Origin of the sequence: Halomonas stenophila (genome assembly GCF_014192275.1) — a bacterium.
GTDB classification, from domain to species: domain Bacteria; phylum Pseudomonadota; class Gammaproteobacteria; order Pseudomonadales; family Halomonadaceae; genus Halomonas; species Halomonas stenophila.
Window position 1 is genome coordinate 24,245 of the sequence record NZ_JACHXR010000012.1, and the last position, 17,770, is coordinate 42,014.

At 68.0% G+C, this 17,770-nt stretch carries 19 protein-coding genes; 12 read left to right on the forward strand and 7 right to left on the reverse strand.

What is annotated here, in order from left to right:
* Nucleotides 1–48 precede the first annotated feature (48 nt).
* Together FHR97_RS16305 and FHR97_RS16310 are read right to left on the reverse strand one after the other, a co-directional pair.
* Complete coding sequence (locus FHR97_RS16305) at nt 49–1,149, reverse strand: branched-chain amino acid aminotransferase (RefSeq protein ID WP_183384861.1); 1,101 nt, start codon at nt 1,147–1,149, stop codon at nt 49–51.
* A gap of 148 nt (nt 1,150–1,297) precedes the next feature.
* The gene (locus FHR97_RS16310; protein ID WP_183384862.1) at nt 1,298–2,818 is read right to left on the reverse strand and encodes a leucyl aminopeptidase; all 1,521 of its coding nucleotides are present in this window, start codon (nt 2,816–2,818) and stop codon (nt 1,298–1,300) included.
* Between the two features lie 135 nt (nt 2,819–2,953).
* Here FHR97_RS16310 and lptF point away from each other — a divergent pair, with 135 nt between their 5' ends.
* The 5 genes from lptF to bfr all read left to right on the forward strand — a co-directional run bounded on the left by lptF (nt 2,954) and on the right by bfr (nt 6,584).
* A complete protein-coding gene (lptF, locus tag FHR97_RS16315) occupies nt 2,954–4,036 on the forward strand; it encodes an LPS export ABC transporter permease LptF (RefSeq protein ID WP_183384863.1) in 1,083 nt (360 codons plus the stop codon).
* Nucleotides 4,033–5,097, forward strand: a complete 1,065-nt coding sequence (gene lptG, locus FHR97_RS16320; protein ID WP_183384864.1) for an LPS export ABC transporter permease LptG — start codon at nt 4,033–4,035, stop codon at nt 5,095–5,097. The genes lptF and lptG overlap by 4 nt, the downstream gene beginning before the upstream one ends.
* A 14-nt stretch (nt 5,098–5,111) precedes the next feature.
* On the forward strand, nt 5,112–5,597 hold the full coding sequence (locus tag FHR97_RS16325; RefSeq protein WP_183384865.1) for an RDD family protein: 486 nt from the start codon (nt 5,112–5,114) through the stop codon (nt 5,595–5,597).
* 150 nt (nt 5,598–5,747) lie between these two features.
* A complete protein-coding gene (locus tag FHR97_RS16330) occupies nt 5,748–5,954 on the forward strand; it encodes a (2Fe-2S)-binding protein (protein ID WP_183384866.1) in 207 nt (68 codons plus the stop codon).
* Between the two features lie 153 nt (nt 5,955–6,107).
* On the forward strand, nt 6,108–6,584 hold the full coding sequence (bfr, locus tag FHR97_RS16335; protein ID WP_126484964.1) for a bacterioferritin: 477 nt from the start codon (nt 6,108–6,110) through the stop codon (nt 6,582–6,584).
* A gap of 63 nt (nt 6,585–6,647) precedes the next feature.
* On the opposite strand, the gene FHR97_RS16340 is transcribed toward bfr, so the two are convergent.
* From FHR97_RS16340 to FHR97_RS16350, 3 genes are read right to left on the reverse strand one after another with little or no spacing between them, the layout of a single operon-like run.
* On the reverse strand, nt 6,648–6,875 hold the full coding sequence (locus FHR97_RS16340; protein ID WP_183384867.1) for a DUF1653 domain-containing protein: 228 nt from the start codon (nt 6,873–6,875) through the stop codon (nt 6,648–6,650).
* 16 nt (nt 6,876–6,891) lie between these two features.
* Nucleotides 6,892–7,713 carry a tRNA cyclic N6-threonylcarbamoyladenosine(37) synthase TcdA gene (gene tcdA, locus FHR97_RS16345; protein ID WP_246404101.1) on the reverse strand — a complete coding sequence of 274 codons (822 nt, stop codon included), beginning with the start codon at nt 7,711–7,713 and terminating at the stop codon, nt 6,892–6,894.
* 16 nt (nt 7,714–7,729) lie between these two features.
* Nucleotides 7,730–8,488, reverse strand: a complete 759-nt coding sequence (locus FHR97_RS16350) for a pseudouridine synthase (protein WP_183384869.1) — start codon at nt 8,486–8,488, stop codon at nt 7,730–7,732.
* Nucleotides 8,489–8,640: 152 nt separating this feature from the next.
* On the opposite strand from FHR97_RS16350, the gene aceK reads away from it, so the two are divergent.
* Nucleotides 8,641–10,386 (forward strand): bifunctional isocitrate dehydrogenase kinase/phosphatase, encoded by a 1,746-nt coding sequence (aceK, locus tag FHR97_RS16355; RefSeq protein WP_183384870.1) that lies wholly within the window; start codon nt 8,641–8,643, stop codon nt 10,384–10,386.
* A 46-nt stretch (nt 10,387–10,432) separates the two neighbouring features.
* Here aceK and FHR97_RS16360 read toward each other — a convergent pair whose 3' ends face one another.
* Nucleotides 10,433–11,764: a glycosyltransferase gene (locus tag FHR97_RS16360; protein WP_183384871.1), complete on the reverse strand. Its 1,332-nt coding sequence runs from the start codon at nt 11,762–11,764 to the stop codon at nt 10,433–10,435.
* 167 nt (nt 11,765–11,931) lie between these two features.
* Between FHR97_RS16360 and FHR97_RS16365 the strand changes: the two genes are divergently transcribed.
* From FHR97_RS16365 to FHR97_RS16380, 4 genes are all read left to right on the forward strand, one after another.
* Complete coding sequence (locus tag FHR97_RS16365) at nt 11,932–12,351, forward strand: SpoIIAA family protein (RefSeq protein WP_183384872.1); 420 nt, start codon at nt 11,932–11,934, stop codon at nt 12,349–12,351.
* 385 nt (nt 12,352–12,736) lie between these two features.
* The gene (locus FHR97_RS16370) at nt 12,737–13,474 is read left to right on the forward strand and encodes a DUF899 family protein (RefSeq protein ID WP_183384873.1); all 738 of its coding nucleotides are present in this window, start codon (nt 12,737–12,739) and stop codon (nt 13,472–13,474) included.
* A 189-nt stretch (nt 13,475–13,663) separates the two neighbouring features.
* Nucleotides 13,664–14,332, forward strand: coding sequence for a dihydrofolate reductase family protein (locus FHR97_RS16375; protein ID WP_183384874.1), 669 nt, complete (start codon nt 13,664–13,666; stop codon nt 14,330–14,332).
* Between the two features lie 196 nt (nt 14,333–14,528).
* Entirely contained in the window at nt 14,529–14,972 is a 444-nt protein-coding gene (locus FHR97_RS16380) for a VOC family protein (protein ID WP_183384875.1), read from the forward strand.
* 13 nt (nt 14,973–14,985) lie between these two features.
* Here FHR97_RS16380 and FHR97_RS16385 read toward each other — a convergent pair whose 3' ends face one another.
* The gene (locus tag FHR97_RS16385) at nt 14,986–15,792 is read right to left on the reverse strand and encodes an inositol monophosphatase family protein (RefSeq protein ID WP_183384876.1); all 807 of its coding nucleotides are present in this window, start codon (nt 15,790–15,792) and stop codon (nt 14,986–14,988) included.
* A gap of 246 nt (nt 15,793–16,038) precedes the next feature.
* Between FHR97_RS16385 and FHR97_RS16390 the strand changes: the two genes are divergently transcribed.
* Both FHR97_RS16390 and FHR97_RS16395 read left to right on the forward strand, forming a co-directional pair.
* Complete coding sequence (locus FHR97_RS16390; RefSeq protein WP_183384877.1) at nt 16,039–16,779, forward strand: SIR2 family NAD-dependent protein deacylase; 741 nt, start codon at nt 16,039–16,041, stop codon at nt 16,777–16,779.
* Nucleotides 16,780–16,894: 115 nt separating this feature from the next.
* Nucleotides 16,895–17,767, forward strand: coding sequence for a tRNA-uridine aminocarboxypropyltransferase (locus FHR97_RS16395; RefSeq protein WP_183384878.1), 873 nt, complete (start codon nt 16,895–16,897; stop codon nt 17,765–17,767).
* Nucleotides 17,768–17,770: the final 3 nt, after the last annotated feature.

The following is a 17,770-nucleotide window of genomic DNA, read 5'->3' on the forward strand; positions in this document are numbered from 1 at the left end:
TGGTGCCGGACAAGCCCACCACCATCGGGATGGCGGTGGAGTGAACGATCACACCAGACGGGTCAGCCAGCCGCGCGTATCTTCACTGCGCCCATACTGCAGGTCGAGCAGGCGAGTGCGCAGACGCTTGGCGATCTCGTTGTCGCCCTCGGCAGACAGCCGGACGGTGTCGTGCTCGGTGACCAGCTCGCCCACCGGGGTGATTACCGCGGCGGTGCCGCAGGCAAAGACCTCGATGATCTCGCCGGAGGCGGCGCCCTCGCGCCACTCGTCGATGCTGATCGGGCGCTCCTCGGGCGTCAGGCCCTCGTCGCGGGCCAGGGTCAGCACCGAGTCGCGAGTCACGCCCTCGAGGATGGTGTCGGTGAGCCGCGGGGTGACGATGCGGCCGTCGCGGAACACGAAGAACAGGTTCATGCCGCCGAGCTCCTCGACCCACTTGTTCTCGGCGGCGTCGAGGAAGGCCACCTGGCTGCAGTCGTGGGCCGCGGCTTCCTTCTGGGCCGCCAGGGAGGCGGCGTAGTTGCCGCCGCACTTGGCGAAGCCGGTGCCGCCGGGCGCGGCGCGCTTGTAGTGCGAGGACAGCCAGATGGAGACCGGCTTCACGCCGCCCTGGAAGTAGGCCGCGGCCGGGGAGGCGATGACGTAGTAGTCGACCTCGTGGGACGGGCGCACGCCGAGGAAGGTCTCGCTGGCGATCATGAAGGGCCGCAGGTAGAGGCTCGACTCGTCGGCCTCGCCGGCGGGGGTGGGCACCCAGGCCTGGTCCTGGGCCAGCAGGGCGCGCAGCGAGTCGATGAAGTCCTCGTCGGACAGCTCCGGCAGCGCCAGGCGACGCGCGCTGCGGCGGAAGCGCTCGGCGTTCTTCTCGGGACGGAAGGTCCACACCGAGCCGTCGGCATGGCGGTAGGCCTTCACGCCCTCGAAGATCTCCTGGCCGTAGTGCAGCACGGCGGCGGCGGGGTCCAGGGTCAGCGGGCCGTAGGGCCTCACCTCGTGGTCATGCCAGCCGGCGTCCAGGGTCCAGCGCACATGGGCCATGTGGTCGGTGAAGTAGCGACCGAAGCCGGGGTTGGCGAGGATGTCATCCCGGATCGGGGCCGCCGTGGCATGGGTCGACGGCAGCACGGAAAAGCGTTCAATGGACACGGCAAGAGGTCTCCGCAACACACGAGGCGCATCGCGGCGCCTCGGGACGATACTGGAACACCGGGCCGTGCGGGCCCGGTGCGTTCAAGTCGGCTTGTCACATGAAAAAGTCACCGCCGGGAAAAGGCAACACCCGCCGGCGGCGAAATCAGTCGTCGCCGGCCTCGACCCGGTTGTCGGCCTCCCGGTCCAGCAGGTACTGGGTGAGCAGGCTGACCGGCCGGCCGGTGGCCCCCTTCTGCTTGCCGGACTGCCAGGCGGTGCCGGCGATGTCCAGGTGTGCCCAGGGGAACTGGTCGGCGAAGCGCGAGAGGAAGCAGCCGGCGGTGATGGTGCCCGCCGGGCGGCCGCCGATGTTGGCCAGGTCGGCGAAGTTGGACTCCAGCTGCTCCTGGTACTCATCCCACAGCGGCAGGTGCCAGGCGCGGTCCCAGGCGGTCTCGCCGGCGTCGAGCAGGTCCAGCGCCAGGTCGTCGTCGTTGGACAGCAGGCCGGTGGCGTGGTGGCCCAGGGCGATGATCGCCGCCCCGGTCAGGGTGGCGATGTCGACCACGCTGGCGGGCTCGAAGCGTTCGGCGTAGGTCAGGGCGTCGCACAGCACCAGGCGACCCTCGGCGTCGGTGTTGAGCACCTCCACCGACAGGCCCTTGAGGGTCTTGAGGATGTCGCCGGGCTTGGTGGCGCGGCCGTCGGGCATGTTCTCGGCGCTGGCGACGATGGCCACCAGGTTGAGCTTCGGCTTCAAGGCGAGCACCGAGGTGACGGCGCCGAACACGCTGGCCGCCCCGCACATGTCGAACTTCATCTCGTCCATGGCCTCGCCGGGCTTGAGCGAGATGCCGCCGGAATCGAAGGTGATGCCCTTGCCGATCAGTACATGGGGCGCCTCCTCGGGATCCTCGGCGCCCTGATAGGTCATGACGATCAGTCGCGAGGGTTCCTCGCTGCCACGGCCCACGGAAAGCAGCGAGTGGGCGCCGAGTTCCTCCAGGGCCGCCTCGTCGAGGATCTCGGCGCTCAGGGTGCCACCGGAGTCGGCGGCCATCTGCTCGGCGCGGCCGGCCAGGTAGCGCGGCGTACAGACGTTGCCGGGCAGGTTGCCCAGGGTGCGGGCCGTGTTGATGCCCTGGCCGATGCCGTCGCCGACGCGGGCGCCCTCGCGGGCCGCCTCGGCGTTGCCGCCTTCGCTGACCAGCAGGGTCACGCGGTCGAGCCTCGGCACCGGGCCGGGCTCGGACTTGAACTCGGTGAAGCGATAGACGGCACGGTGGGCCGCCTCGGCCACCATGCGGGCCTTCCAGTCGCAGGCGCGGTCGGGGACCGGCACGTCGGTGAAGGCCACGGCGGCATCATCCGCCGGCAGGGCCGCCAGGGCGGTGAAGGCGGCGTCCACGGCCTTGCGGAAGGCACCTTCCTGGCACTTGTCCCGCGTGCCCAGGCCGACCAGCAGCAGGCGGTCGGCGTTCAGTCCGGGCGCGAAGGGGATCATCTGGACGTTGCCCAGCCTGGCATTGAAGTCATCGCGCTCGATCAGCTGACCGATCAGCCGCTCGCTGGCGTCGTCGAGCTTGGCGGCGGCGGGCAGGAGGTCGCCATCCTTGAACACCGGTACCACGAGGCAGGCCGTCTCGATCTTGGCGGGATTGGCCGTCTGAACTGGGAATTCCATGGTGTCTCCACAAGACAAGCGGTGGGGGATTCTGGATAATGCCGGCACGTTGCCGAGTCGTTCCAGTGTACCCAAGGCTCAGTCTCATTGCATGGAAGATGGCCGGGCCGGAAGGCTCCGGACCGGGAGACAACGTTGATCATATTCCGCTACCTGACCCGCGAGATCCTGCAGACCATGGCCGCCGTGGCCGGGGTGCTGCTGCTGGTGATCATGGGCAGTCGCTTCATCCGCTACTTCTCGACCGCGGCCGAGGGCGAGATCCCGGTCGACATCCTCGGCACCCTGATGCTCTACCACCTGCCGGGCTTCCTGGAGCTGATCCTGCCGCTGGCCTTCTTCCTGGGCATCCTGCTGGCCTACGGCCAGCTCTATCTCAACAGCGAGATCACCGTGCTGGTCGCCTGCGGCACCAGCCCCAACCGGCTGCTGCAGGTGAGCCTGGTGCCCGCCACCCTTGTCGCCCTGCTGGTGGGGGTGTGCAGCCTGTGGCTGACCCCGGCCGGCGCCCTGCACAACGAGGTGCTGCTCGAGGAGCAGCGTAGCCAGCTCGACTTCTCCGCGCTGACTCCCGGGCGCTTCCAGGATTTCGGCGGCGGGCGTACCGCCTACACCGAGGCGTTGACCGACGACCAGAGCCGCATGCAGGAGGTCTTCATCAGCGAGCGCCAGCAACGCAGCGACGGCACTCCCCAGACCGTGGTGACCCGCGCCAGAGAAGGCTACCAGACCGTCGACGCCGACACCGGCAGCCGCTTCCTGGTGCTGGCCGACGGCGAGCGCTACAGCGTCGACCCGGGGCGGGCCCAGGCCGAGCGGCTGGCGTTCGGCACCTATGCCGTGCGCCTGTCGCGGGCCGCCCAGAACCCCGAACTCGACTCGCCCGAGTATGCCACCACGGCGGCGCTGCTCGCCGACGGTGATTCGCCCGCCCAGGCCCAGCTGCAGTGGCGCCTGGGCCTGCCGCTGATGGTCTTCATCCTGACCCTGCTGGCCATGCCGCTGTCGCGGGTCAATCCCCGCCAGGGACGCTTCGCCAAGCTGCTGCCGGCGATCTTCCTCTACGTGGCCTACCTGAGCCTGCTGCTGGCGGCGCTGGATGCCATCGCCCGGGGCGGCTGGCCCGTGGCGCTGGGCATGTGGCCGATCCATGCCGTCTTCCTGATCATCGGCCTGGGGATGACCCTGCAGGCCCAGCGCAAGGGGATGAGCGGATGATCGCCGACCGTCTCGACCGCTATATCGCCCGCAATGTCCTGGGCGCCATCATCGTGGTACAGCTGATCCTGTTGGGCCTCGACCTGGTGATCACCTACATCAACGACCTGGGCGACGTGGAGGGCGACTACGGAGCCCTGCAGGTGCTGCTCTACCTGGTCTTCCGGCTGCCCTGGCGCTTCTACCAGTACGCCCCGGTGGGCGTGCTGATCGGCGCCCTGATCGGGCTCGGCAGCATGGCCTCGAGCAACGAGCTCACCGTGATGCGGGCCGCCGGGCGCTCGCTCGCGCGGATCCTCTGGGGGGTGATGAAGCCGATCCTCCTGGTGATCGCCGTGGTGCTGTTCGTCGCCGAGTTCGTCAGCCCGCGCACCGAGCAGTTCGCCAGCGCCTGGCGGCTGGAGAAGATGCAGGGCGAGGGAGCCGTGCTGACCGAGCGCGGCGGCTGGCAGCGCGAGGGCGACGATTTCTACCGGTTCGGTGCCATCCGCGCGGACCAGGTGGTGCTCGACCTGACCCGCTACCGCTTCGAGGGGCATGAGCTGCGCGAGGCCCTGAGCGCCCGGCGCGCGGTGTGGCGCGACGGCGGCTGGGTGCTCGAGGACGTGGCCGTGACCCGCTTCGAGGAGGGGCGCACCGCGGCGACCCACCACGCGACCCGGCCCTGGAAGACCCAACTGACCCCGGCCGCGCTCGACCGCCTGCTGCGCGAGGTGGAGACCCAGGCGCCCAGCGAACTGTGGGCCTATGCCCGCTACCTGCACGCCCAGGGCCAGCAGGCCACCCAGCCACTGCTGTACTTCTGGCAGAAGATGCTGATGCCGCTGACCATGGCCTCGCTGGTGCTGGTCGCCGCCTCCTTCGTGTTCGGGCCGCTGCGCAGCGTGGCCGCCGGGACCCGGGTGTTCTACGGCGTGATCACGGGCCTGGTCTTCAAGTACCTGCAGGACCTGCTGGGGCCGGCCTCCACGGTGTTCGGCTTCTCCCCCGCCTGGGCCGTGCTGGTGCCCACCCTGATCTGTGCCGGGCTGGGGCTCTACCTGCTCCGTCGCACCGGCTGACCCGGAGAGCCTCCATGCAGCGACGCTTCGATCACCTCGACGATGCCTGGCCCGCCGGCCTGGGGCGCCGCCTCGGCGCCATGCTCTATGATGGCCTGCTGGTGCTGGCCCTGTGGATCGTCATCACCGGCGGCCATGTGGCGGTGACCCGGCTGGTGATCGGCCTGCCGCCGGAGCAGGTGGGACTGGGCGCCGCCCAGGTGCTGTCGCTGCGCCTGCTGATGGCGCTCTCGGCCTATGCCTTCTTCGCCTACTTCTGGACCCGTGGCGGCATGACCCTGGGCATGCAGGCCTGGCGACTGCGGGTCCAGACCACCGATGGCCGCTCCATCACCCTGCTGCAGAGCCTGCAGCGCTTCCTCGTCGGGGCGCTGTCCTTCCTGCCCCTGGGGCTCGGGCACCTGTGGGTGCTGTTCGATGCCGAGAAGCGCAGCTGGTCGGACCTCGTCTCGGGAACGCGGGTGGTGGTGCTGCCCAAGGCCGCGAAGCGGAAGCCCTGATGGGCGGCCGCCTTCGGCCCCCATGGGTGCTTTCGCTGGCGACCTACATCGGCGCCTGCTGATCGAGATGAGAATTTTTCTCAGGCTATGGTTGCGATAGCCCTTGCGAATCATTTACATTCACTCTCATGAACAGCGTGAGGTGATGTCATGTACGTGTGTCTGTGCAAGGGTGTGAGTGACAAGGAGATCCGTCGCAGCGTCGAGGAGGGCGCGCGCAGCTGGCGCGAGGTCCAGCGCGAGACGGGGTGCGGCACCCAGTGCGGCAAGTGCGCCTGCATGGGCAAGGGCATCACCCGCGAGGCCATCAGGGAAGAGATGACCATGGCCAACGAGGGCCTCGCCTACGCCGTGTGATGACAATCGCTATCGTTTATGTTGGCGTTTTCAACGACCTGATTTAATTGCATTTTTTTTGATATCGCCTAGACTGCCAGGCAGCCATGGCGGTGCGCGGCCGCGCGTGCCAAGCTGAAAGATGGCCCTGACGACAGCGATGGAGGCGATATCATGAAAGGCGACAAGAAAGTCATCGAGTACCTAAACACTGCTCTTGGCAACGAGCTGGTAGCCATCAACCAGTATTACCTGCACGCCAAGATGTTTCAGGACTGGGGCCTGGCGGCGCTGGGCAAGTTCGAGTACGACGAGTCCATCGACGAGATGAAGCACGCCGACAAGCTGATCGAGCGGATTCTCTTCCTCGAGGGCGTCCCCAACCTGCAGGACTACGGCAAGCTGCTGATCGGCGAGGATACCCGGGAGATGCTCGAGTGTGACCTCAAGCTGGAGCAGAAGGGACGCGACGACTATATCGAGGCGATCGCCTACTGCGAATCGGTACAGGACTATGTCACCCGCGACCTGTTCAAGTGCATCCTCGACGACGAGGAAGAGCACATCGACAAGCTCGAGACCGAACTCGGGCTGATCGACAAGGTCGGCCTCGAGAACTACCTGCAGAAGCAGATGCACGCGGCGGAGTGATCCCGCCGATCGACATCGCTTTCCCCACAAGGCGCCCCTCGGGGCGCCTTCGTCGTGTGGCCCTCAGGAAAAGGCCTTCTCCAGGGCGAAGCGCGGCAGCGGTTCGCCCTGCACCTCGACGGTCTCCATGAACATCGACAGCGGTCGCACCCAGAGGCCGTAGTCGCCGTACAGGGCGCGGTAGGCCACCAGCGGCTCCTCGGTCTCGCTGTGGTGGGCCACGCCGATCACCTCGTAGAGCGGTCCCTTGTAGTGGCGGTAGATGCCGGGCACGGGATACTGCGCTTCCATCTGCGGACTCCTCGGGTCAGGGGGCGGCGTCCCGGGCCAGGCGGGCCAGGGTGCGCGAGGCGGCGACGAAGCCGAAGCTGCCGGTGACGAAGGTGGCGGCGCCGAAGCCCGAGGCGCAGTCGAGGCGGGTGGCCTCGCCGGCGCCGGGCTTCTGCAGGCAGACCTCGCCGTCGGCGCCGGGGTAGACCAGCTGCTCGTCGGAATAGACGCACTCCACCGAGAAGCGGCGCCTGGGGTTGCGCGAGAACCCATGATCCCGGCGCAGGCGGGCGCGCACCTTGGCCAGCAGCGGGTCGTGCTCGGTGCGGGTGAGGTCGGCCACGCGGATGCGGGTGGGGTCGGTCTGGCCCCCGGCGGCACCGGTCACGGTGATCGGCAGCTTGCGCCGCTTGCACCAGGCGATCAGCGCCGCCTTGGCCACCACGCTGTCGATGGCGTCGACCAGGTGGTCGGCGCCCTCTGGCAGGCGGTCGGCGAGATTGGTCGGCGTCACGAAGGCGGTGTCCGCCACCACCTCGATGCCCGGCTGGATGGCGCGGCAGCGCTCGGCCAGCACCTCCACCTTGGGACGGCCGATGGTGCCGTCCAGGGCATGCAGCTGACGGTTGACGTTGGAGACGCAGACATCGTCCAGGTCGATCAGCGTCAGCCGGCCGATACCGGAGCGCGCCAGGGCCTCCACGGCCCAGCTGCCCACGCCGCCCACGCCTACCACCACCACATGGGCGCGGCGGAAGCGCGCCAGGGCGCGGGCACCGTACAGGCGGCGGATGCCGCCGAAGCGCAGCTCGTGGTCGTCGGTCTCGTGGGCGGACGGGGGCAGCAGGGGGTTGGTCATGGGCATCGGTGGCATGTCAGGCGAGGGCGGGTGTGGCGTCCGGCCGGTGGTTCGCGGGCAGGTGGCCCGCCCAGCCGAAGCGCTGGAAGAGGGCGGTCATCGGGGCGTCCAGGGCGCAGCCCAGTGCCAGGCGGCGGCCGTCCACGGGATGGTCGAAGGCCAGGCCCGCGGCCGCGAGTAGCAGCCGGGAGCAGTCCAGATGCTCGGCGAAGAAGCGGTTGTGGTTGCCCTTGCCGTGCTTGGCGTCGCCGATGATCGGGTAGCCGCGCCGGGACAGGTGGCGGCGGATCTGGTGGCGCCGACCGGTCAGGGGGCGGGCCTCCATCAGCGAGTAGCGGGCCCGGGGATAGCGGTCGACCTGCACCGGCAGCTCGACGCTGTCCAGCCGCCGCACCTCCGTGATCGCCTCCATGGCCGGCATCTCGGCCTTGGGCCGCCGGCCGTCCTCCTCGCGCAGTGCATAGTCGAGGCGGGCGGCGTCGGGGCCCACGCCGCGCACCACCGCCAGGTAGCGCTTCTCCACCCGGCGTTGCTCGAACGCCTCGCCCAGGCGGGTGGCCGTCTCCGGCGAGAGGGCGAAGATCACCAGCCCCGAGGTGGGGCGGTCGAGGCGGTGCACGGGGTAGACGCGCTGGCCGAGCTGGTCGCGCAAGGCCTGCAGCAGGACATGGCGCTCCCCGCGGGCCAGGGCGCTGCGATGCACCAGCAGGCCGGCCGGCTTGTGCACGGCGACCAGGTGCTCGTCGTGATAGAGGATGGGCAGCGGTTCCGTCATGGCGCGCTCGATCGGCAGGTGGCAACGAGGGCGCCATTGTCGCCGCCCCGGTCGCAGATGTCATCACGGCTGTCGGCGAGGCCCACCATGGTCGGCTCGCGCCGGTGGGGAAAATACGCGAAGCTGGAAGGCGCCGCTACATGGAGGTCGCCATGAGACACTCGCCCGCCTATCGCCTCGCCGCCGCCATCCTGCATGGCTTCGACGAGTACCGCTCGCGGTTCAAGGAAATCACCGCCGATGCCAGCCGCCGTTTCCGGGATGCGGCCTGGCGCGAGGCCCAGCAGGCCTCGGCGGAGCGGATCGACCTGTACGACGAGAAGGTCCAGGTCACCCTGGCGCGGCTCCGGCGGACCTTCGAGGAGGACCTGCTGGTGGACTTCGAGACCTGGCGGGAGGCCCGTCGCCACTATGCCGACCTGATCAGCCAGCGGCTCGACTACGAGCTGGCCGAGACCTACTTCAACTCGATGTTCTGCTCGCTGTTCCACCATCGCCACATCCGCAACGACTGGATGTTCGTCTATCGCTCCCGCGAGTACGCCGCTCACCACTCGGGCCTCCAGCTGTGTCGGCGCCAGGCGGTGGGCGATGACTGGGGGCAGGCGCTGCGCTGGGCCCTGGCCGAGGCGCCCTTCGAGGCGCCCTTCGAGGACCTGGAGCGGGACGCCGCCCTGGGCGGCGACTTCCTGCGTCGCCAGCTGCCCCCGGCGATCCTCGACTATCCCCAGGCCGAGATCGAGCTGATCAAGAGCGTCTTCTACCGCAACAAGGGCGCCTACCTGGTCGGCCGCATTCGCGGCGGCGGCGAGCAGGTGCCGCTGGTGCTGCCGGTGCTCCACGAGGCGGGCGACGGGCTCCACCTGGATACCGTGATCATCGAGCCCGACGAGGTATCGATCATCTTCTCCTTCACCCGGGCCTACTTCCAGGTCAAGGTCGTGGTGCCCAGCGAGTTCGTCCACTACCTCCAGGAGGTGATGCCCGACAAGCCCCAGGGCGAGCTGTATGCCGCCATCGGCTTCTACAAGCAAGGCAAGACCGAGTTCTTCCGCGCGCTCAATGCCCAGGTGGCCAAGCGCGAGGACCAGTTCGTGATCGCCCCCGGGGTGCGCGGCATGGTCATGGCGGTGTTCGTGCTGCCGTCCTCCCGCACCGTGTTCAAGATCATCAAGGATCGCTTCGATCCCACCAAGGAGATGAGCCACGAGAACGTCCGCGAGAAGTACCGGCTGGTCAAGCGTCATGACCGGGTGGGGCGCATGGCCGATACCCAGGAGTTCTCGAACTTCATCGCCCGCCAGGACCACTTCGACCCGGAATGCCTGGCGCACCTGCTCGAGGTGGCGCCCTCCACCGTCTACCTGCGCGGGGACAAGGTGATCATCGAGCACTGCTACACCGAGCGCATGATGATCCCGCTCAACCTCTACCTGGAGGACTGTGACGAGGCCGAGACGCGGGCGGTGCTCAAGGACTACGGCAATGCCATCAAGCAGCTCGCCGCGGCCAACATCTTCCCCGGCGACATGCTGCTGAAGAACTTCGGGGTGACCCGTCATGGCCGGGTGATCTTCTACGACTATGACGAGATCTGCTACCTCACCGAGTGCAACTTCCGCCACATACCCGAGCCCATGTACCCGGAGCAGGAGCTGGCCGACGAACCCTGGTACTCGGTGGGGCCCAACGATGTTTTCCCCGAGGAATTCGGTCCCTTCCTGTTCGCCGACGTGCGCCTGCGCAAGCTGTTCTACACGCTGCATCCGGAGCTGTTCGACGCCGACTACTGGAAGGGGCTGCAGCAGGCCATCCGTGACGGGCGCGTCATCGACGTCTACCCGTACCGCAACAAGCAGCGCTTCGCCGCCGACGCCGACAACGGCCTGGTGTACTAGTCAGGCCGTCGAGTCCTGCCCTCCCCCCGGGCTGTGAGAGCCCGCTTCATCGGGCGACAACGCACCCCCAATACACCCACGCCAGCTCTGCCGCCAGGATATCCTCATGCCACCGGGCGGCATGGAGGGGGCCGCGGCGGGCGAGTTCGGCCTGGAACGCCGGGTCGCTCAGCACGCGGTTGACCTTTTCGGCGAAGTCGTCGTGGCGCTCCTCGGCGATCAGGCAGCCGGCGCCGTCCTCCAGCATATCGCGAGTGCCCATTACCGCGGTGGAGACCACCGGGGTGCCCAGCGCCAGGGCTTCCAGCAGCACCAGCCCCTGGGTCTCCGTGCGTGACGCGAACACGAACACATCGGCGGCGCGGTAGGCCGCCTGCAGGGGGCCGTCGCGGTCGAGGTAGCCGAGAAAGATCACCGCCTCGCCAAGCCCCGCCTGCAGGGCCTGGCGGGCCAGCGCCGCCTGGGCCGGCCCTTCGCCGGTGATGATCAGCCGGGTGGTGGGGTGCCTGGCCAGCACCCGGGGTAGCATCTCGATCAGAAAGCCGATGTTCTTCTCATTGGCCGCCCGGCCCACGAAGAGCAGCAACCTGGCCTCCGGTGGCAGGCCGTAGCAGCGGCGGAAATCGCTCGCTTCATGGGGGTGGGTAAAGGCCTCCAGCGCCAGGCCGGTGGGGATGATCGCCATGGGCGTGGCGACGCCGTAGCGCTCCAGCGCCTCGCCCATGGCTCGGGAGGGTGCCACCAGGGCGTCGAGCTGGTGGCACTGGCGCACCGTGAGGCGGCGGGCGGCGAAGCGCAGCCAACGACGCGGCAGCCAGCGCACATAGTGGTGCAGGTACTCCTCGAAGAGGGTGTGGTAGGTGGCCACCACCGGAATGCCCAGCCGACGCCCCAGGGCGATGCCGGCGTAGTGGGCCACGAAGGGGGTGTGCACATGGATCAGGTCGAAGGCCTCCGCGGCGAGCTGCGGCGTCAGGGCCATCAGCTCGCGGTAGTGCATCATGCGATCCTCGGGATCGCCCGGCACGCCACGGGAGGGGATGCGCAGCACTTCCGGCGCGTCGGTCTGCCCCAACGGGTAGTCGGGGCAGATCAGGGTCATCGAGTGGCCCTGGCGCTCCAGGGCGCGGCGAAAGCTGGCGATGGAGGTGGAGACGCCGTTGATGCGCGGAAAGAACACATCCGAGACGACCAGGATGCTCAGCGGCTGACAGTCTGCCTCGGAGGACGGCGTGCTCGTCAGCGGGGCGGTAACGGCCGGTGCCTGCCGGGACTCCCGCTCGGCCTGGCCCTGCTGTGTCAGGGCATTGGCGCGAGCCAACCGGGTCAGTTGCTCTACTTCCGCTGCGCTGAGCGGTTCGCGCGCGCGTCGGGGCATGCTGGGCGACTCCCTCGTGGCATTCAGCCTTATGCTTGCGCGCGTTGGTGACGTTTTCGTGACCTCTCCCCGCCGCGCCCTGTGGACACCGGCGAGGCTGTCACGGCGCGCTATGCTGAAAGCGAGCGAGGCGCTTTGCTGCTCTCTCAACCTCAAGGAGAACGCCCATGTTGGACTTCATCTCCCATCCGGCGGGCCATGTCGTGGCGATGCACGCGGGCGGGGTCGTGACGGCCAGGGAGCTGCAGCGCGCCATCGATGCCATCGAGGCCGCCAAGCGGGCCCATCCCAGGGTCAGCCTGGTGGTCGAGATCGACGGCCTTCGCTGGCTGACGCTGACCGCCTTGTTGAAGGATATCGGCTACGGCCTGACCCAGCTCGGCGATCTCGAGCACTACCACCGGGCCGCCGTGGTCACCGACCAGGAGTGGGTCAAGCATCTCAGCCACCTGGAAGAGAAGCTGTTCAAGGCCGTGGAGGTGCGCACCTTCCCCAGGCGCGATCACGCCGCGGCCATGGCCTGGGCCGGGGAATTACCCAAGGGGGCCCACGAGAATCCCGAAGATGATGGCTACCACGGGGCCTGACCTTGCCGTACCATCTCGGCAACGAGGACGCCAGCCGTGGCTGGCGTCTTGCCGCTCAGCCGACACCGACTTTCCATCAGAGTCATCGAACTCTAGCCGATGGCGAGCCAAAGTCTATTGAACTAGGGTGAGTGATATTGCCGTCAGCAAGCCGGCACGAAACCGCAGGGTGTAGGGGTATGGGGACGAGTGCATCAGTGGCGCCTTGTCCCATGACCGACCTCACGGACCATGCAGCCGTCATGTTCATCTGAGTCATGCAGTCGGCACCGCTATCTAACAAGGCCAATCACAATCACCCATGCCAAACAACGCATGGGCTGGACCTCTCTGTCGCTCGGCCTGTGATGGCGGCATTAGGCTCGAGAATGTAGAGGTGTACGCCATGACAGAATCACAAACTCCGCAAATCGTGACACGTGACCAGTGGGAGCGGGCTCGTGCTGAGCTGCTGGTCCGCGAGAAAGCGCACACGCGCGCTGGCGATCAACTGGCTGCGGCGCGGCGACGCCTGCCGATGACGCGGATGGAGCCGCTGACGGTGGTGGGTGCGGACGGCCCCGTCGCTCTGCACGAGGTGTTTGAAGGCCGGCGCATGTTGATCGTGTACCACTTCATGTGGAAGAGGAAGGGCATGCCCCACCAGCAGTGCGAGGGCTGCACGCACACTCAGGCAGCGATGAACCCCGCCGTCTGCGCCTATCTGGCCGAGCGTGACGTGACCTACGCCGTCTTCAGCAGCGGTCCGTGGGACGAGATCGCCGCCTACCGAGACTTCATGGGCTGGACGACGCCGTGGTACTCGACTGACGGTTCAGCGGAGGTGCTGGCGACCCGAGACGGTGGCGACGTGCGCTGCTACCTGCGGGACGACGGCGATCAGGTGTTCCAAACGTATGAAACGACGTTGCGAGGGATCGAGGCCATGATGCCCACGCTGCAGTTGCTCGATCTCACGCCCTACGGCCGGCAGGAGACCTGGGAGGACTCGCCCGACGGCTGGCCGCAGCAGGACCAGGCCGGATCGTGGTGGCGGCGTGACGGCCGGCCAGTTGCTCAGTGGACGCGTACCGACGTGTCGGTCGAAATAGAAACCGGTTGCTGCACTGAAAAGAGGCAATGACACCTGACCAGGGCCTGCATTCCGACGCTGACCGCTCCCTTCCTGCGCTGCCGCTCCGGTCGGTCGCCGTCAAGCGCGGCTGAACGACGTCGTTGGGCGTCACTCACACCCAGAACGCACCGGGGTGTCGATTATACGGTGTCTCGTTCGACGACTGGATGCTGGAAGGCAAACCAGGAGGATGACCTCATGCGAAAAGTGATTGTCGGCGCCATGGTGTCATTGGATGGCGTCATGCAGGCGCCCGGTGGGCCGCGAGAAGACCCGACCGGCGGATTCAGCTACGGCGGCTGGGTCGCGCCGCTGGTGGATGAGGTGTTCGGCGAAGAGATCGACAAGCTGTTCAGTCAGCGGTTCGACCTGCTGCTCGGGCGGAAGACGTACGAGATCTTCGCCGCGCACTGGCCGTATGCCGAGGACGGACCCGATGATTCCATCGCCAGAACCTTCAATTCGATCAATAAGTACGTTGCGACCCGAAAGGGCCTGGATCTGACCTGGCAGGGATCGGTGGCCCTCAGTGACGCGGCGGCCGATGTCGCGAGGCTGAAGCAGGAAGACGGACCGGCGCTGGTCACCCAAGGCAGCACCGACCTGATCCGGACGCTGCTTGCGAACGATCTCGTCGACGAGATCCATCTATTCACATTCCCCGTCGTGCTCGGCAGAGGCAAGAAACTGTTTCACGATGACGGAAAGCCAGCGGAGTTCAAGCTCGCCGCCAGTCGAGTGTCGCCCAACGGTATTGTGATCGCGCGATATGTGCGAGACGGCGCGGTGAGAACCGGTGACTTTGCCATGGATCCCCCCACGCCGGCGGAAGTCGCACGGCGCGAGAAGATGCAGCGAGAGGGCTAAGCTTTGTCTGAAAAGTCGGTGAGCGCAGGCAGTTTTCAGACAAAGCGTGGCAGTCCGGGGCGAAAAGCTGGTGCCATTCGCCTTGGACGGGACTCATGACCAGGGCGGCGCATACCAGGATGCTGCCGAGGGGGCGGACAAGCCGCTACGCGGTTTGCCTGCCGCTGAGCGCAGCGTCATGTGACGGGGAATCAGCATGATTGACCACACAGGTATCGGTGTCGCTGATGTTGCCCGTTCCGCGGCCTTTTACGATGCTGCCTTGGGTGCTCTCGGTCTCCGTAGAGTCATGCAGCTTCCCGAGACCGACGGGAGCGATGCGGTCGGTTATGGTGTCGATTATCCAGTTTTCTGGATTGACCGCTTCCACCCGCACGGTGTCAAACAGCACATTGCTTTCATGGCGCAGACCCGCGCAGAAGTCGACGCCTTCCACGCGGCGGCTTTGAAGGCGGGCGGCACCGATAATGGTTCGCCCGGGCTCCGCGACACCGCCAAGGATTATCCGCCGGGCTACTACGCGGCGTTCGTGCTCGACCCGGATGGCAACAACATGGAGGCGGTCGTCCGTGAATCTGCCTCGATCACTTCCTCGATTCACTCCCGAGAGGGCGCTGGATCGCGTTCCACTCGGGGTTAGGGACGGGGGCCACTCACTCGGCGGCGCTCAGCATGTCGAGCAGCTCGCCGTACCGCTCGGGATGGGCCACCAGCAGGCTGGCCCACTCGCTGGGGGCCGGGTCGCCGGCAAGATCGGTGACCGTGCAGCCCGCCTCCCGGGCGATGACGATGCCGGCGGCGACATCCCACAGGTCCAGCTTGGCCCCCTGGGACCAGAAGGCATCGAAGCGGCCGAGGCCGGCATGGGCGATTTCGAGTGCCGCCGAGCCGGGGACGCGAATGCCCGCCACCCGGGGCATCAGGGTGGTGAGCTGGGCCAGGCTGGTCGGGCAGTCGCCCTTGGCGTGGTAGGGCAGGCAGGTGGCGAGCAGCATCTCGTGCAGGGCCCGGGCGGGCGGCGTCGTGATGCGCTGCGCGCCACGGTAGGCGCCCTGGCCGCGCACCGCCCACAGCATCTCGTCCAGCAGCGGCTGGTAGACCACGCCATGGGTGAGGGCGTCCCCTTCGGCCACGGCGATGGAGACCGAAAAGTGGGGCACCCGGTGCAGGAAGTTGTTGGTGCCGTCCAGCGGATCGATGATCACCGTGATATCACCGGCCTGGGCGGGCGTGGCGCCGCTCTCCTCGCCGAGGAAACCCACCTCGGGGTGGGCCCGGCGGACGGTGTCGATGATGACGCGCTCCGCCGCCCGGTCGTAGTGGGTCACGAAGTCGGAGGCGCCCTTGCTCTCGAAGTCGATGGCACCGGCGGCGTGGTAGCCCTCGCACAGGAGTTCGCCGGCCACCCGGGCGGCGTGCTTGAGGGTCTCGATCAGGGTCGGCTGGGTCGGGTCGTTCATGCGGTCTCCTGGAGGTGTTGTCGGTAGCCCGGCGCTGGATGACTGATGGCAGGACGGTAGCGGTGAAAGGTGACTGCGGGGCTTCAAGCGCATGTCGCTCGCGTGATGGAACGGCAGGCCGGGCGCTGCTCCATTCTGGTCGCACTGGGGCCCGGAGTGGTAGTTTCAGGCAGTGGCAAGTCCTGGAAAGTGGGTCGCTGGATCCGGAAAGTGGATAGCCGGCGCCCGAGTGGCGAGAGGTAGTGAATGGCGGAGCAGCGTGAGCCACATCTGGTGGTGCTTACCGGAGCGGGTATCAGCGCCGAGAGCGGCATCCAGACCTTCCGCGCCGCCGACGGCCTCTGGGCCGACCATCCCATCGAGGAGGTCGCCACCCCCGAGGCCTGGGACCGCGATCCCGAGCGCGTGCTGCGTTTCTATGACGCCCGTCGCGACCAGGTGCGCCGCGCCCGGCCCAACGCCGCCCACAAGGCCCTGGCCCAACTCGAGAGTCGCGGCTTCCGGGTCAGCGTGATCACCCAGAACATCGACGACCTCCACGAGCGGGCCGGCTCCCGCCGGGTGCTCCACCTGCACGGCGAGATCCTCATGGCCCGCTCCTCGGTGGACCCGCGCATGCGCTACCCGCTGCGCCGGGGCGGCATTCGCCTGGGGGACGTCTGCGACAAGGGCAGCCAGCTGCGTCCCGACGTGGTGTGGTTCGGCGAGGCGGTGCCGCACTTCGCCGATGCCTGCGCGCTGGTCGCCGAGGCCGACCTGCTGCTGGTGGTGGGCACCTCGCTGGCCGTGATGCCGGCCGCCTCGCTGCTCCACCAGGCGCCCCTGGAGGCGCCCTGCGTGCTGGTCGACCCCGAGGCGGCGGCCCTGGCGCCGCCGGGCGTGACGCGGATCAGCCGGCCCGCCGGCGAGGGGGTGCCACCGCTGGTTCGCCACTGGCAGCGCGAGGGGCGGCTGTGGGTGCCGGAGACGCTGCTCGAGGCGCGCTGATGAGGCGCCGGTAGCCGCTCCGCCTGGTGGGCTTCGAGGTGCGCGTCGCCCGTACCGTGGCCATCGAGGTCGGCATGCTAGAATGCTCGACCCAGTCAGCGATGCCCCAGCCACCATGAGTGATACCCGTGACCCGGCGGCCCCGACCGCCGGCCCCGACAGCGCCCACGCCCCCCCGGAGACCGTCGCGGAGTGCGACCCGGCCGAGGGGCTCTCCGGTGACCCCGCCGCCGGTGGCTCCCATGATTCCGCCACCGGGCTCTCCCATGACCCCGCCACCGGTCATCCACGGCCCCCGCGGCGGGAGTTCAAGGCCCGCGGCAGCTTCGTGACGCGCTGCGAGGGCTGCAACCTGCCGGCCCTCAACTGCCTGTGCCCCTATCGGGTCCAGGCCGAGTGCCGTGCCCGAGTGTGGCTGCTGACCCACCCCCTGGAGCACCACAAGCCCACCAACACCGGTCGGCTGATCCGCGACGTCCTACCCGAGACCGAGGTCTTCACCTGGTACCGCACGGCCCCGGATGCGCGGCTGCTGGCACTGCTCGGCGATGTCCGCTATGCCCCCTTCGTGATCTTCCCCGACGATCACGAGGACTATGCCCACCGGGTGGTGGGCATGGATCGCGTCATGGCCGAGGTGCACGCGGACAAGGTGCCGGTCTTCATCATCCTCGACGGCACCTGGCGCCAGGCGCGGCGGATCTTCCGCAAGAGCCCCTACCTGGCCGAGTTGCCGGTGCTGCCGCTGGCCACCGAGCGGCTGACCCGCTATCGCCTGCGAAAGCCGGCCTCCGCCGCCCACCTGTGCACCGCCGAGGTTGCCGTGGAACTGCTCAGACAGGCCGGCGACACCGAGGCTGCGGGCATCCTCGACGACTACTTCGACGCCTTCAACGACAGCTACGCGGCCAGTCGTCGCCACGAGAAGCTCGAGCAACCGACACCCGCCATGCGGCGGTTGCAGGCAAGGGGCGCGTCGGCCGACTGAGGG